Raw genomic sequence first — 13820 nt, 5'->3', positions numbered from 1 at the left:
CAACTGCCGCGGAGGCGAACATGGTCCGGGTCACTCGCATCAGAGGTCGTCCTTTCGCCGCCGCCGCGAAGGCCGGCACCGCACCGGCACAGCGGGACCGCAGCAGCAACGTGATCACCCTCAACCCGACCCCCGCCCCGCACCCTGTACGACACGGCAAGGGAGCCAGACCGTACTCCCTCCGAGTGCCTCCAAACTGAAAAGTAACCCGGTTGGCCCCGCCCCGGTCACCACCCCGCCCCCGTGGCAGGCTGCACTCCCGCCTACACGTCACGACGCGGCGATTCCCCCGGCGGGGTACCCCAAGGTGCGTGCTCATGCGCGCCGCCGTGTGCATGAGTAATCAATCACTCACACTCTGGTGCGGTCGACAACGCCCCGGAGCCGCCCGGGCAGGGCCGAGGGCCTCGGGAGCGCCCGTCTACGCACGTCAGAGGGCTTCGGTCAAGGCGTTGAGGTAGACCGCCCGGTCGTCTTCGCTGAAGACGTTGAACACCACACGGTCGAGGCGCCCCGGATGAGCGTCCGTCCAGTCGGCGACGGTCCGCAGGGCCACGCGAGCGGCCGGGGCCTTGGGGAAGCCGAAGACTCCGGTGCTGATGCCGCAGAACGACACGGTGCGGATGGTCTCGATCTCGGAGGCGAGGTCGAGGCAGGAGCGGTATGCGGCGGCCAGGTCCTGTTCGTGCGATGGGCGCACGGGGCCGTCGACAATCGGGCCGACGGTGTGCAGGACATAGCGGGCCGGGAGGTGGTAGCCGCGGGTGAGCTTGGCCGTGCCGACCGGTTCCGACGCGTTCTGCAGGCTCATGATGGTGTGGCAGTCCTCGCGCAGACGTGGACCGGCGGCATTGTGAATGGCGTTGTCGACGCACGGATGCTGGGGGCGGAAGCAACCCAGCAGGGCGCTGTTGGCGGCGTTGACGATCGCGTCGGCGCCGAGTGTGGTGATGTCGCCCAGCCACAGCACGGTACGGTCGGCCGCCGAGTACGGCGTGCCGGGGAACTCCTGGCCGATGCTGGGGAGTCGGCGCGCGTCGACGGTGGTGTGGGTCAGACGCTCCCCGCCCAGCAGAGCGTCGAGTGCCTGCGCGGTCTGCTCGGGCAGGGGTTCCGCGGCGCGTACGGTCAGCAGCGCGCGCAGTAGCCGTCGGGCGTCGGCATCGCCGAAGCCGTTCACGTCCGTCAGGGACAGGCCCAGCCGGGCGATGGCCGCGTCATGGGCGAGGGCCCGCAGCGCGATGCGGGCCGCTTCACCCAGGTGGTCGGCCGCAGCGGGCGGGGCACTGGGCCGGAACGGTTCGTCCAGGGCGATGGCGGCGCGGTACGAGGCGAGTGGCAGGGCGGTGGAGGCAGAGGGCATGGGCATCAGGGGCTCCGGCGGAAGGAGTGTGCGGTTACGGGGACGGGCCTTGGCTTCGGGCGCAGCCGTACCCGCGGCCGCAGTCGTACCCGCACGCGCAGCCGTGAGACCGGTGGACCGCACGTCGTCGTCGGCGCTCATGTGGTCGAATCCCTTCGGCACGTGCTCCCTTCGCATCCGGATGCCGGATCGGGCGGGGCGGAGAAGCGGACGGTGGCGGGGGACAGGTGCGGGCTCAGGGCGGCGGCGTCCAGGGCATCGGTGTCGGGGACGTCGGCGTGCAGCCTGGCGCCCGTGGCGCGTCCACCGTAGGGCGTGGCTGCGCCCGGAGAGGGCTAGAATTTCGACTGCTCATGGTCAGAAATGGACATCCTATGACTCGGGACATTCCCGAGATCCCGTTCGCGGCACCGCCCGGCACGCCCACCGGTGTGGAGGTGATGCCGCTGGCCGATCTGCGCCGCAGGGTCCTGCCGGAGGCCCTGGCCAGGCCGCAGCGCCCCGACTTCCACCACCTGCTCACCCTCACCTCCGGTGACCTCAGGACGACCGTGGACTTCACGGGGTACACCCTGCGGCCCGGTTCCTGGCTGTGGGTGCGGCCGGGACAGGTGCACCAATGGGGCGACCCGACACGGGCCGAGGGCACCTTGATCCTGTTCCGACGGGACTTCCTGGACGCGGCCACCGCCGCCGCCGCGCATGTGGAGGACCCGCATGCGCCGGTGCTCAGCATGCCGGTGGGTGACGACGCCGAAGCCCTGCGCATGGCCGCGGACCACCTCACCCGCGAGTTCCACGCGCTCGGGCGGCTGCCCCTGGAGGTGCACACGACCGCCCTGCGCCACCTGCTGTCCGTCCTCGTGCTCCGCCTCGCCCACCTCACCACGCCGGTCGGCAGCCCCGTGCCCGAACCCGACGAGACATACCTGCGGTTTCGCGACGCGCTCGAGAAGGACTTCACCCGCACCCGACGGGTGGAGGACTACGCGTACCTGCTCGGCTACTCCGCGCGCACCCTGTCCCGGGCCACTCTCGCCGCGGCCGGCCTGGGCGCCAAGGAATTCATCGACCGCAGGGTCGTACTGGAGGCCAAGCGCCTGCTCGCGCACAGCGACCGGACCGCGGCCCAGATCGCCGACCAGTTGGGCTTCCCCAATCCCACGCAGTTCAACAAGTACTTCCACCAGCGCACCGGTCAGTCCCCGATCGGCTTCCGCAGGGCCGTAAGGGGACACGACCCGCAAGCGGAGCGCGAAAGCCGGTCGGAGCCGAGGTGACGGAAGGCCTCCAGGACCTTCTGTCACCTACCGGGAGGCGGTGGGCTGATCGCGTACGCCTTGCGGAGCGTCTCGTGCACCGTCCAGGTCGTGCGGTCACCCTCGCGCAGCACCGCCATGTCGCCCGGCCCGACGCGCAGTGTAGGGCCTCCCTGGACCTCTATCGTCGCGGAACCACTGATCACCACGAACAGTTCGTTCGCTTCGGTGTCGGTCACGACGCCGGGTGTGATCTGCCAGATGCCCCGCACCTGTCGGCCGTCCGCCGACTCCCAGATCACCTTGCCGGTCACCTCCGGCGTGCCGGAGACGACCTGCGCCGGGTCGAGCGGCTCTGGTTCGAGCTCGGCGTCGGGGATGTGGACTACGAAGCTGTGGGTCATGGCGCGACCCTAGCGGGATCGTCCACGGCTCATCCGCCGACACAGTGTCGGCTGTCGGCCCGGATCGGCGGACACATCGCCTGGCATCGCGCACCGGGGATCGGGTTCGGCTTGCGGCCGAACAGCGGGCCCGACGGCACGAGGAGGAAGGGGCCGCCACCGTCCATGGCGGCCCGGACGACACAGCAAATGATCCACAAAAGATCATTGGCGATCTCTTGTCCCTCTCCTTCCCGGTCGCGCCCCTTCCACCCCGTACGGTGGCCGAGGCGGGTGTCGGCTCCCGTCGATCGGCCTTCGACCAGGTGGGGGAGCGGATGACACCCAGGCGCCGGGCACTACTGGCTGCCATGGCGGGAGGCGTGCTCGCCGGCTGCTCGGGCCCGGGGAAGAGCGCATCGGGTGCAACGACACCCGCGCCCGGCTCGCCCACCGCCCCCACCGTCCCCGTGGCGCCCGCCAAGGGCACCCCCTCCGCCGGCCCGTCGGCGACGGCACCCACGGTCAGCCGCGCGGAGATCGTCGCCCGATACCGCCACGCCGTACCCCACACCTGGGGCTTCGACGCGCCCGGAGTGGTGCACGCGCTCCCGTCCGGCAGACGCGCCGTCGCGCTGACCTTCGACGCCTGTGGCGGACCCGGCGGCAGTGGCTACGACCGGGCACTGATCGACTTCCTCCGCGAGCGGAAGGTACCGGCGACCCTCTTCCTCAACTCCCGCTGGATCGACGCCAACCCGTCGGTGTTCCACCGGCTGGCCGCCGACCCGCTGTTCGAGATCGCCAACCACGGCACCCGGCACCGCCCGCTGTCGGTGACCGGTCGCTCCGCCTACGGCATCCCCGGCACCCGCAACCCCGCCGAGGTGTACGACGAGATCGCCGGCAACCAGGCCAAGCTCACCGGGCTGCTGGGCGCACCGCCGCGCTTCTTCCGGTCCGGCACCGCGTACTGCGACGACATCGCGGCACGGATCGTGACCGACCTCGGGGAGCGCTTCGTCAGCTTCTCCGTCAACGGCGACGGAGGCGCCACCTTCACCCCGGAACAGGTCCATACCGCCGTCGCGTCCGCCCACGACGGATCCATCGTGCTGTGCCACATGAACCATCCCGAAGGCGGCACCGCGCGGGGGATCGCCGCGGCCGTACCCCACCTGCTGACGACCGGCCACACCTTCGTCCGCCTCTCGGACGCGCTGTCCTGACGGGGCCCGGCCGTCCGCTCGGCGTCCCCCACGACCGTCCGCATCCGCCGCACACTCTGCATCGACACTGCGAGGACGCCACCGCCCGTCTCTGGCGCAAGGGGCACCGGGGTCGCTGCCTCTGGACAGACGGCTCAGTGCCGGCGGCGGCCGCTGGGGGACGCCGGGATCATTGGCCTCAGTCCTTCGTCGATGACAGGCGTACACGCTGAGAACTCGTGGACCCTCCCACACGGCACAGAAGGAGAGCAAGCTCGAAGCCGTACGCGGCGGTTGCTGACCTGCGGCGGGGACGAGCGTCCTCGGAGCGGAAACGGTTTGCCTGCGTGCCCCGTTGTGGGATAGCTCTATCGCTGGATCCTCGGCGCGCCACGGCCGCAGGACCATGACGACGAGAGGAGGAGTAAGCCGATGACCCCCATGATCACCGCGCTTGTCTCTTCCCGGGCCGCGCACCGCGCCTGACCCGGAACGGACGGGCGCCCTTCACCGGAGTGTGCCTCAACCGTGGAACCGAACACCCTGACCATGCGTCCGATCACCGGACGCGAGGAACTCGACCTCTTTTCTCAACTGCCTTATCTCCTCAACGAGGAACTGGCGGACGATCTCGCCCAGGGCCGCCGTCGGCCGGGATGGATGTGGATGGCCCTGCGCGGGGACCGGCTGCTGGCCAGGGCGGCCTGGTGGAGCCGGCCGGGAGACGATGCGCCGGCCCTCCTGGACATCCTGGATGTCGACGACGGCCTCCCGGCCCCCGACCGGGTGGAGATCGGTGTACGGCTCCTGCGCACCGCTGTGTCCGCCACCCTCCCGAGCGGATCTCCCCTACCCGAGTACAGCCGCATGACCCCGCCCGACTGGCGCGACAGGGATGACACCGGACGCGTAGTCCAGGACCGTATGACGATTCTGGAGCGCACCGGCGCCACGCTGTTCGTCGAGCGGCTCCGCCTGGAATGGCGTCCGGGAACTCCGATTCCCGAGCCGAGCGGACGCCTTGCCTTCCGGCCCCCTCACGACAGCGCCGAACTGCCGGCCCTCATGACGCGGGTCCTGGACGGCACGCTGGACGCACACAGCCGTCATGCCCTCACCGAGATGTCTCCCCTCGAAGCGGCGACCCGGCACTACGAGGAAGAACTCGCGCGCTACACCAGCCCCAGCGACTGGTGGCGCGTCGCGGTGCTGCCCACCACGGAGCCGGTGGGATTCGTCGTCCCGGCGCACAACGGCTACAACCCGGTCGTCGCCTACCTCGCGGTGCTTCCCGAGCACCGCGGCAACGGCTACATCGACGACATCCTCGCCGAAGGCACCCGCATCCTGGCCCAGCAGGGCGTCCCCCGTATCCGAGCGGCCACGGACCTCGGCAACGTCCCCATGGCGAACGCCTTCCAGCGGGCCGGCTACGTCAATTTCGGGCGGGAGATCAACATGACCTGGAGGTGACCGAGGAGTCCCCGGCGACTCCGCGCGAAGAGCGGCTATCGTGCTCAATGACGGCCGAGTGAAGGCCTGTTGGAGTACCTGGGGTTCGACGCTACGGGGGAGCCAATGTACGTATTGTCCCTGGCGGCTCTGCTCGAAGAAGCCGCAGCGGACGTCCGGAACCAGACCGGGAACATCCGGGCCCTGAACGAGCTGCTGCGGCCGGAGAACGTCCGACGGCTGCGGGAGTTCGCCCGGGCGTACTGCTTCCTCGCGTTCCACAGCCGCGACATCGAGGTCGCCGACTACGTGCGCGCGGGCACGCTGGCCGACGACAGCGGCCCCGATGTGCTGGTGCTGTTCACGCTCGACGAGCCCGCCCCCATCGCGGTGCCGGTGGGGGCCGACTCGCTGCGCTCCTGGGTGGACCTGGACGTCGGCGTCCACCCCTCCTACCGGATGGTCCGGGCGCTGTTCAACGGGCGGCCGACGCCACCGCTGCCGGGGCTGGTCGTCCTGGACGACCTGGCCGAGGAGTCCGAGGCGCTGTATCTGCCCCTCGGCGAGCTGGACAACGAACGTGCGGTACGGCAGCGCCTGCGCCGGGTGCTGGCGCTGATCGGCCACGTCAGCGCCACGGCCAAACCAGGCAAGTACCTGGACGACCTGGGGCTGGAGCTGTACCGGCTCGGGATCGAGCATGTGCGGACGGATCGGATCTCGGCACGGGAGTGGCTGCTTCGGGCGTTCGACACCACGCGTGCCAACCTCGGTGACATCGTCACCACCATCGGCCTGACGGGACTGACCTCTTGAGCGGGACCCCGCTGGTCACGGCCCCGACGCCGGGTGCCGGGCCGCTGCTGGAGATCATCGACACGCTGCTCGCGGAGGCGCGGCTCGCGGGGCAGCAGACAACGGCCCTGGACTTCCACCGGATGGCCCCGCCCTCGATCGGGTACCGGCGGCGACGGCACCGCGCACTGCTCGCGCTGACCTTGCTGGCAGAGGAGGGGATCGGGCTGCGCTTCGCGGCGGACCTCCCGTTCGTCGTCTCCGGGCCGGCCGCGCAGGCCGGAGCACCGTTCGCCGGATACACGGCGCGCTGGCCGCAGCACACGCCGAGCCAGTGGGTCAGCGAGCTGTTCGTCCGCTGGCAGGTCGCGGGCCCCGGCGAGGACGAGGTGGACACCCCGGAGCAGGCCGAGGGGCGGCGGGTCGTGCTGATCGACCGGCTTGTTCGTGCGGCGCTGTGGCACTGCGTCGCCACCGACGCACCGGACGCCGTCCCGGCCGCGGTGCGGTTCATCGTCGAGCTGGCCACCACCGGGCAGGTGGTGGACGTGTCCGCGGCCGGCGACGCCGTCGCGCTGCTGCTGCGGGCGGCGGGGGAGGAGACGGCGTCCGCCGACGCCCTGACCCGGGTCTTCACCGGCGGAGTACTGCCCGCTTCGCCCGACCAGTGGGTGAGCGGTCCCCTCGACTGGCCCGAGGAGCCCGTGCAGACGCTCAGCCGGCCGGCGCAGCGAGCGGTGAACTGGCTGCTGACGTATGCGTACGCGCGGCTCGACGAGGTCCGCGCCGCCACCGACTTCGACTCCTGGGCAGCGGCGCTGGCCGCGGTCACCTGCGTCGGCGTCGTCTGTCTGAGCGGACTACGGAACGCGGTGGTCCGGCTGCCGCTCGGGTTGAAGACGGTACGCGCGCAGTTCGAGGAGTTGCACGCGGACTTCCCGGCGCTGTGGACTTCCCTCGAAATCGGTGGCATGGGCGCAGCGGTGAGGTACACGCGCGAGCTGGAGGAGGGATTCCGCAGGCGCGGAGACACCACCGGCGCCCGGTTCGCCCGTGAACGGGCCCTGCTCCCGGAGGTGTTGAGGAACGCCTCACAGGTGCCGGCGGTGTGGCTGCGGCCGAGCTGGCGCACGGTGACCGCACTGGTCGACCCCTGGCCCACGCACCGCCGGGTGGACGACCCGGCCGCGTACCGGACGACGCCCGTCACCGACAAGGAGCTGTGGGCCCACCTCGCACAGGGCCCGCGCACACCGGATCTGCGGACCCTGGACGCGATACTCGGCCGCTACCCCTGGCTGGACTTCGCGCACGGACTGCGCGCGGAGAAGCTCGCCGCTGAGGGAGACGTCGACTCCGCGCTGTCCGCGCTGGTCCCGGCGCTGGTCCTGGCGCCGGAGCAGGCCGGGGGCTGGAATCTGCTGGGCCGCCTGCTCGACCGGCAGGGACACGCCGCCGCCGCGGGCACCGCTCTGCGGATCTGCCAGACGGTTGAGCGGATGCGGGACCGGCTGCACGAGGCGTGAGACCGAAGACGTCAACGCCTCCGGTCGCGCACGGCGGCAGCGACCGTCACCGCGGTGCCGACCACGAGCGGCAGGACCATCGCCGCGATGAACCACTCGGGCACATGGGGATCAGGCGTGGAACGCCACAGTGTCCCGCAGCCGGCGAGGACGGTGGCCTTGGCCTCGCCGATCAGCGCGATGGCGGCTCGCGGGTTTTGAGGGCGCTCTCCGGGGCAATGGCGAGCAGGTCGACCTTGTACTTGGTCCGGGCGGTTGGGTCGGCGATCTCCGCCGTGCTTGGGCGCTCGCCGACCGCCAGCATTCCAAGAACATCAGACTTTGCGATCGCCCTGGTTGGTGGCTGGGGTGTTGGGCGATTCCAAGCTGTGATCCGGCTTTCTGGGTGAGAGTATGGAGCGCGGGTGTCTTGGAGACGGCCGATGTGAGAGGGGCCGTGCTGAAGATTCTGATCGCCGAGGACATGGCGATGTTACGCAGAGCGTTGGCCGAACTCCTGGCGTTGGAGACCGATTTCGATGTGGTCGCCGAAGTCGGTCGCGGCGATGAGATCGTTCCGAAGGCGCGCGCACTGCGACCGGATGTGGCCGTACTCGACATCGGTCTACCCGGTATGGACGGCATCACCGCCGCCGCCGCGCTCGGTACCGCCGTACCCGACTGCCGGATCCTCATGCTCACAGGGCTCGGCAACCCCAGCACCTTGCGCCGGGCGTTGGCCACCCGCGCCTCCGGATTCCTGTGCAAGGACGCCAACCCCGCCCAACTCGTCGGCGCCATAAGGGCGGTGGCCGCCGGGAAGCGGGTCGTCGACCCTCAACTGGCCATCACGGCACTCGAAGACGTGACTCAGCCGTTGGCCCCGCGTGAACTGGAAGTCCTCCGGCTCGCCGCCGCGGGCGAGGGCACCGCGACCATCGCCGACCGTTTGTTCCTCTCAACGGGAACGGTGCGCAGTCTGGCGTGACATCGTCCGCGAGACTGTGAGGAATCACCATGTCATTGGCCGAGCGCAAGGCGCTGTGTCTGGAGATGGTCGCCGCCTGGAACCGATGGGACCTGAGCGGGATCATCAAGCACTGGTCGCCGGACATCGTGCACTACTCCGAGGACGCCGAGGTGAGTTCCGCCGACATGATCAAACTCATGGAGGCGGGGCTGAAGGCGTTCCCCGATCTCTAGCTCGAAGTGAAGAGCATCACAGCCGAGGATGACCGGGTCGTCCTGCGCATCACCGTGACCGCCACCCGTCAGAACGAGTTCATGGGCGTGAAACCGACCGGACAGCGCGTCAGCTGGCACCTGGTGGAGGAGCTGCGCTTCGCCGACGCCAAGGTCGTGGAGCACTGGGACGTCATCAACATGCGCCCCCTGCTCGTCCAGTTGGGCAAGCTGCCGGACGTTCCGAAGGCGGAGCTGGAAGCCAGCGCCTGACCTGCCCGGATGTCCAGCCGCCGGTTTGCCGGTCCACCGGCGGGAGCCCGGGGGTGCGGGCGTGCTCCGCGCCCCCGGGCCAGGGTGTCTCTTCTGGATCAGCCTGCGTCCGGGCGCCCTCCGCCGCGCCCCGGGCCGCTCACTATGCTGACGCGCAGGCGGGCGGCAGGCAGGCGGATCGCCGCACCAGAGAGAACGGGATGACGATGACGGCGACGAGGCTATTGGTCCTCGGGGTGGTACGCGGCTTCGGCAGGGCACATGGCTACCGGGTCCGGGCCGAGCTGCTGTCCTGGGGGATTGACGCCTGGGCCAACGTCAAACCCGGTTCGATCTATCACGCCCTGCGGCAGCTGGCGAAGGGCGGCCTGCTGGAGGCCACCGAGATCGCGGACTGGCCGGGGCGGGTGGACTACAGCTTGACCCCCGAGGGGGACAAGGAGTTCTTCCGGCTGCTCGTCGACGCCCTGGAACGGCCCGAGCACCGTGACGACATGCTCAGCGCAGGCCTCGCACTGATGCCTGCGCTCACCCGTGACCGTGCCGTCTCGGCGCTCTCCACGCGGCTGGCTGACCTGGAGGCACAGCGCGCGGTGCTGCGCAAGGAGCCTCAGGCGGCCGACGCTGGGGGGCTGCCACCGCATCTGGGCGAGCTGTGGACGATGCGGAGGCGGTATGTCGACCTGGGCGTGGAATGGACCCGTGACCTGCTGGAACGGGTGACGTCCGGGGAGTACGAGATGGCGGGCGAGCATGAGCGCGCCTTCGGGATGCCGGGAGCCTGGCGGTCTCCTGTCGAGCCGTAGGTGAACTGACGGACCTTCGCACACTTCACTAATCAAACTTGCATAGTCGGCCGTCCGTGCCCTAGCTTGAGGCGGTGGTCAAATTTGATTAATGACCCGGAGTGCCGTCCTTTTCCTCCCTCCCGTCCTCGGGGCTCTGCCGGTGCGCCAGTCGTGGCGCGCAGCCCCTCGCGGCGCATCAGGACCAAGGAGTCACAGATTGAGTTCGCAATCCACTCTTGCCATCGAGACGTCGGGCCTCGTCAAAGTCTTCGGTGAGAACCGTGCCGTCGACGGCGTCGACCTGGCCATCCCCCAGGGCGTCGTGTACGGCGTGCTGGGGCCCAACGGCGCGGGCAAGACGACGACGATCCGGATGCTGTCCACCCTGCTGACCCCCGACGGCGGAACCGCCCGGGTACTCGGGCACGACGTGGTCAAGGAGGCCGACGCGGTGCGTAGCCGGGTGAGCCTCACCGGCCAGTTCGCCTCGATCGACGAGGATCTCACCGCCACCGAGAACCTGACTCTGCTCGCCAGGCTGCTGGGCTTCTCCCGCGCACAGGCGGCGGACCGGGCCGAGGAACTGCTCGCGGCCTTCGACCTCACGGATGCCGCCGGACGGCAGTCCAAGACCTTCTCCGGGGGTATGCGCCGCCGGCTCGACATCGCCGCCAGCCTCGTCATCACCCCCGACCTGCTCTTCCTGGACGAGCCGACCACCGGACTCGACCCGCGCAGCCGCAACCAGGTGTGGGACAGCGTGCGGGCCATGGTGGCCCTGGGCACCACGATCCTGCTCACCACGCAGTATCTGGACGAGGCCGACCAACTGGCCGACCGGATCGCCGTCATCGACCACGGCCGGGTCATCGCCGAGGGCACCACGGGCGAGCTCAAGTCGTCGGTCGGCACCGGAGCCCTGCACGTACGGCTCGTCAATGCCGAAGAACGCCCCGAGGCCGCCCAACTACTCACCCGGGTCCTCGCCTCGCCGGTCTTCCAGGAGTCCGACCCGTTCTCGCTCTCCGTGCGGACCGACGACAACGACAGGGTGGTCCGAGCCCTGGCCGAGCTGGCCCGCTCAGAGATCGCCGTCTCGGACTTCGCCTTCGGCCGGCCCAGCCTCGACGAGGTCTTCCTCGCCCTGACCGGCCGCCGTGCGGAAGACGGCAACACCGACCAGGAGGACGCGGCATGACCCTCATTTCCGAGACGACGGCCACCCCGGGCGTGCCGGCCGACGCCCTGCGCAAGGCCCTCACCAGTCAGATCCGCCCCTCCCACCCCAACCCGCTGACCGCCGTACGGGTCTCGGCCTGGCGGACGATGCGGAAGATGAAACACTACGGCGTGGCCGTGCTGTTCGACGTCACGCTGATGCCCATCGTCTTCCTGCTGACCTTCACCTATCTCTTCGGCGGCGCGTTCGCCGGATCGGCCAGGGAATACCTCCAGTACTTCCTGCCGGGCGTCCTCGTGCAGACCGTCGTGATGCCGACGGTCTACACCGGTACCGCGCTCAACATGGACATCACCCGGGGCATCTACGACCGCTTCCGGACCCTGCCGTTCTGGCAGCCGGCCACCATCGTGGGCAGCCTCCTCGGCGACATCGTCCGCTATGTGCTGGCGCTGGCCACCACGATGGGTGTCGGCCTGGCGCTGGGCTTCCGTCCTGACGGCGGAGTGGGCGGCGTGCTGGCCGCGATGCTGCTGCTGCTGGTTTTCGCGGTGAGCGTCAGCTGGATCTTCGCTGCTCTGGGTGTGGTCGCCAAGGCGCCCGAGACGGTGTCCGGCTCCAGCATGCTGGTGATGTTCCCCCTGGTCTTCACGAGCAACATCTTCGTGAAGCCCGAGACGATGCCCGGCTGGATGGAGGCGATCGTCAAAGCCAACCCGGTCAGCAACGCGGCCACTGCCGTACGCGGACTGGTCCACGGCGATGCGAGCGGCTCCGACATCGGCCGGGTCCTGCTGGCCTGCGGAGTCATCACGCTGATCTTCGCCCCGCTGACCATGTACCTCTACCGCGCCAAGAGCCGCACCTGACGGCACCCCCCGAACGAGCCACGGCAGCCGGGGTCGGTTGTCCCCCCGTCGGCTGACCCCGAGCTGCCGTGGCTCCCCCCTCCCTCCCTTATGTAAGCGGCGTCCCTGAGGCGAAGAGCTCCTCGGAGACGCCGCTTCCGCACGCCGTCTCTCCCGCCCTGGGGGAGAGACGGCGCCGCGCACCGGCGGACGGCAGGGGCGGTCGCGGGTGGATGCCGCCCCCGACCGCGGGTGGGGGGTCTCAACGTGGGTGAGACCCTTGCCCTCGGGCCCGGTCGTGCCTCCGGTCAGCCGGACACCGTGGCGAAGGGGCCGTCGGCGCCGAAGACGAGCCGCGCGAAGTTCTCGCCGATGCGGCGGTGTCCTGCGGGGTCGGGGTGGACCCCGTCGGGCAGCGGCAGTTCGGCGTAGTCCACCTCGCCGTAGAGGTCGCGGCCGTCGAGGTAGTGCAGGTGCGGGTCGTCAGCCGCCCGCTGTTCGACGAGCCGGGCGAGTTCGTCGCGGATGACGTTGAGCGTCAGGCGTCCGGCAGCGCGTTCGGCCGCGTCGCCCATGGCCTTGAACCGCACGGTCCCGCCGTCGAAGTCGGGCGCGAGGGGGCCGGGGGTGTCCTCCTGGACCGGGCACAGGATGGCGGAGACGACCAGGAGCGGCGTGGCCGGATGTCCCTCGCGCAGAGTGTCGAGGAAGCCATGGACGGCCGGGGTGAAGGCGCGCAGACGCATCACGTCGGCATTGACGATATTGATGCCGATCTTGACGCTGATCAGGTCTGCGGGGGTGTCCCTCATCGCACGGGCGGTGAACGGGTCGAGGAGTGCGCCGCCGCCGAACCCCAGATTGACGAGCTCCACTCCGCCCTGCGCGGCGGCCAGGGCGGGCCAGATCGCCGTCGGGTGGGCGGCGTTCGAGCCGTGGCTGATGGAACTGCCGTGGTGCAGCCACACGGTGCGCCCGCTGTCCGGCGCCGGCTCGACGGGGGCGTCGGTGCGCAGGGCGATCAGCTCGGTGATCTCCGTATGCGGAAGCCAGATCTCGACGTGCTTGTCCCGCGCCGGCAGGCCGGTGAACCGGGCGGTGCCGGGAGGCCCTTCGCGCAGTTCGACGGACTGGGTGGCCATGTCGATCGTGTGCACCTTGCCACCGGGCACCGTCGCCTGGGCGGCGAGACGTCCGTCGACCAGGAGGTCGTAGACGCCGTCCGCCGGGGTCGGGAGACCGCGGTAGGCCCTCTTGGTGGGCAGTGTGCCCAGTTCGACGGCGGTGGCTCGGGTGCGGAAGACCAACCGCACGCCGGAGGGCTGGGCCTCGGCCATGGCCAGTTGGCCGTCGGGAATCTGCTGCCGGGCCCGAGCGGGCAGCCGGTGCGGCAGCAGACCGTGCGCGGTGCGTTCCACGTCGAGGGCGCCGCGCAGGATGTCGGGGGTGACGGGCGTCGTGATCCAGCCGTGCTCGGTGTTCATTGCCTCAGTGTGTTGTTCAAGATTTCCGGATGGTGCGGATGCTCTGGTGTGCGGTGTGCGGTGTGCGGTGTGCGGTGTGCGGTGTGCGGTGTGGCTGACC

15 protein-coding genes are annotated in these 13820 nt (G+C 70.1%); 11 read left to right on the top strand and 4 right to left on the bottom strand.

Going from position 1 to position 13820, the window contains the following annotated elements; genetic code table 11:
* Positions 1–430 precede the first annotated feature (430 nt).
* Entirely contained in the window at positions 431–1369 is a 939-nt protein-coding gene (locus tag ACWD5Q_RS08745; RefSeq protein ID WP_451426303.1) for a protein-ADP-ribose hydrolase, read from the bottom strand.
* Positions 1370–1737: 368 nt separating this feature from the next.
* Here ACWD5Q_RS08745 and ACWD5Q_RS08740 point away from each other — a divergent pair, with 368 nt between their 5' ends.
* Positions 1738–2643 carry a helix-turn-helix domain-containing protein gene (locus tag ACWD5Q_RS08740; protein WP_451426302.1) on the top strand — a complete coding sequence of 302 codons (906 nt, stop codon included), beginning with the start codon at positions 1738–1740 and terminating at the stop codon, positions 2641–2643.
* A gap of 23 nt (positions 2644–2666) precedes the next feature.
* Here ACWD5Q_RS08740 and ACWD5Q_RS08735 read toward each other — a convergent pair whose 3' ends face one another.
* The gene (locus ACWD5Q_RS08735) at positions 2667–3026 is read right to left on the bottom strand and encodes a cupin domain-containing protein (protein WP_451426301.1); all 360 of its coding nucleotides are present in this window, start codon (positions 3024–3026) and stop codon (positions 2667–2669) included.
* Between the two features lie 317 nt (positions 3027–3343).
* On the opposite strand from ACWD5Q_RS08735, the gene ACWD5Q_RS08730 reads away from it, so the two are divergent.
* The 4 genes from ACWD5Q_RS08730 to ACWD5Q_RS08715 all read left to right on the top strand — a co-directional run bounded on the left by ACWD5Q_RS08730 (position 3344) and on the right by ACWD5Q_RS08715 (position 7986).
* Positions 3344–4234 (top strand): polysaccharide deacetylase family protein, encoded by an 891-nt coding sequence (locus ACWD5Q_RS08730; RefSeq protein WP_451426300.1) that lies wholly within the window; start codon positions 3344–3346, stop codon positions 4232–4234.
* 528 nt (positions 4235–4762) lie between these two features.
* Complete coding sequence (locus ACWD5Q_RS08725) at positions 4763–5686, top strand: GNAT family N-acetyltransferase (RefSeq protein WP_451426311.1); 924 nt, start codon at positions 4763–4765, stop codon at positions 5684–5686.
* A gap of 105 nt (positions 5687–5791) precedes the next feature.
* Positions 5792–6481, top strand: a complete 690-nt coding sequence (locus ACWD5Q_RS08720; RefSeq protein ID WP_451426299.1) for a hypothetical protein — start codon at positions 5792–5794, stop codon at positions 6479–6481.
* Entirely contained in the window at positions 6478–7986 is a 1509-nt protein-coding gene (locus tag ACWD5Q_RS08715; protein WP_451426298.1) for a hypothetical protein, read from the top strand. Before ACWD5Q_RS08720 ends, ACWD5Q_RS08715 begins: the two co-directional genes overlap by 4 nt.
* Before the next feature lie 172 nt (positions 7987–8158).
* On the opposite strand, the gene ACWD5Q_RS08710 is transcribed toward ACWD5Q_RS08715, so the two are convergent.
* Positions 8159–8290, bottom strand: a complete 132-nt coding sequence (locus ACWD5Q_RS08710; RefSeq protein WP_451426297.1) for a hypothetical protein — start codon at positions 8288–8290, stop codon at positions 8159–8161.
* A 132-nt stretch (positions 8291–8422) separates the two neighbouring features.
* Here ACWD5Q_RS08710 and ACWD5Q_RS08705 point away from each other — a divergent pair, with 132 nt between their 5' ends.
* The 6 genes from ACWD5Q_RS08705 to ACWD5Q_RS08680 all read left to right on the top strand — a co-directional run bounded on the left by ACWD5Q_RS08705 (position 8423) and on the right by ACWD5Q_RS08680 (position 12257).
* Positions 8423–8953 carry a response regulator gene (locus tag ACWD5Q_RS08705; protein WP_451426296.1) on the top strand — a complete coding sequence of 177 codons (531 nt, stop codon included), beginning with the start codon at positions 8423–8425 and terminating at the stop codon, positions 8951–8953.
* Between the two features lie 29 nt (positions 8954–8982).
* Positions 8983–9168 carry a hypothetical protein gene (locus tag ACWD5Q_RS08700; protein ID WP_451426295.1) on the top strand — a complete coding sequence of 62 codons (186 nt, stop codon included), beginning with the start codon at positions 8983–8985 and terminating at the stop codon, positions 9166–9168.
* 6 nt (positions 9169–9174) lie between these two features.
* A complete protein-coding gene (locus ACWD5Q_RS08695) occupies positions 9175–9420 on the top strand; it encodes an ester cyclase (RefSeq protein WP_451426294.1) in 246 nt (81 codons plus the stop codon).
* Positions 9421–9620: 200 nt separating this feature from the next.
* Positions 9621–10226: a PadR family transcriptional regulator gene (locus ACWD5Q_RS08690; RefSeq protein ID WP_451426293.1), complete on the top strand. Its 606-nt coding sequence runs from the start codon at positions 9621–9623 to the stop codon at positions 10224–10226.
* A gap of 199 nt (positions 10227–10425) precedes the next feature.
* Positions 10426–11406: an ATP-binding cassette domain-containing protein gene (locus ACWD5Q_RS08685; protein WP_451426292.1), complete on the top strand. Its 981-nt coding sequence runs from the start codon at positions 10426–10428 to the stop codon at positions 11404–11406.
* Positions 11403–12257: an ABC transporter permease gene (locus ACWD5Q_RS08680; RefSeq protein ID WP_451426291.1), complete on the top strand. Its 855-nt coding sequence runs from the start codon at positions 11403–11405 to the stop codon at positions 12255–12257. Before ACWD5Q_RS08685 ends, ACWD5Q_RS08680 begins: the two co-directional genes overlap by 4 nt.
* Before the next feature lie 287 nt (positions 12258–12544).
* On the opposite strand, the gene ACWD5Q_RS08675 is transcribed toward ACWD5Q_RS08680, so the two are convergent.
* On the bottom strand, positions 12545–13720 hold the full coding sequence (locus tag ACWD5Q_RS08675; protein ID WP_451426290.1) for a GDSL-type esterase/lipase family protein: 1176 nt from the start codon (positions 13718–13720) through the stop codon (positions 12545–12547).
* Positions 13721–13820: the final 100 nt, after the last annotated feature.

It is taken from the genome of Streptomyces sp. NPDC002513 (assembly GCF_053595355.1).
This window is presented reverse-complemented; position numbering and strand designations above follow the sequence as displayed.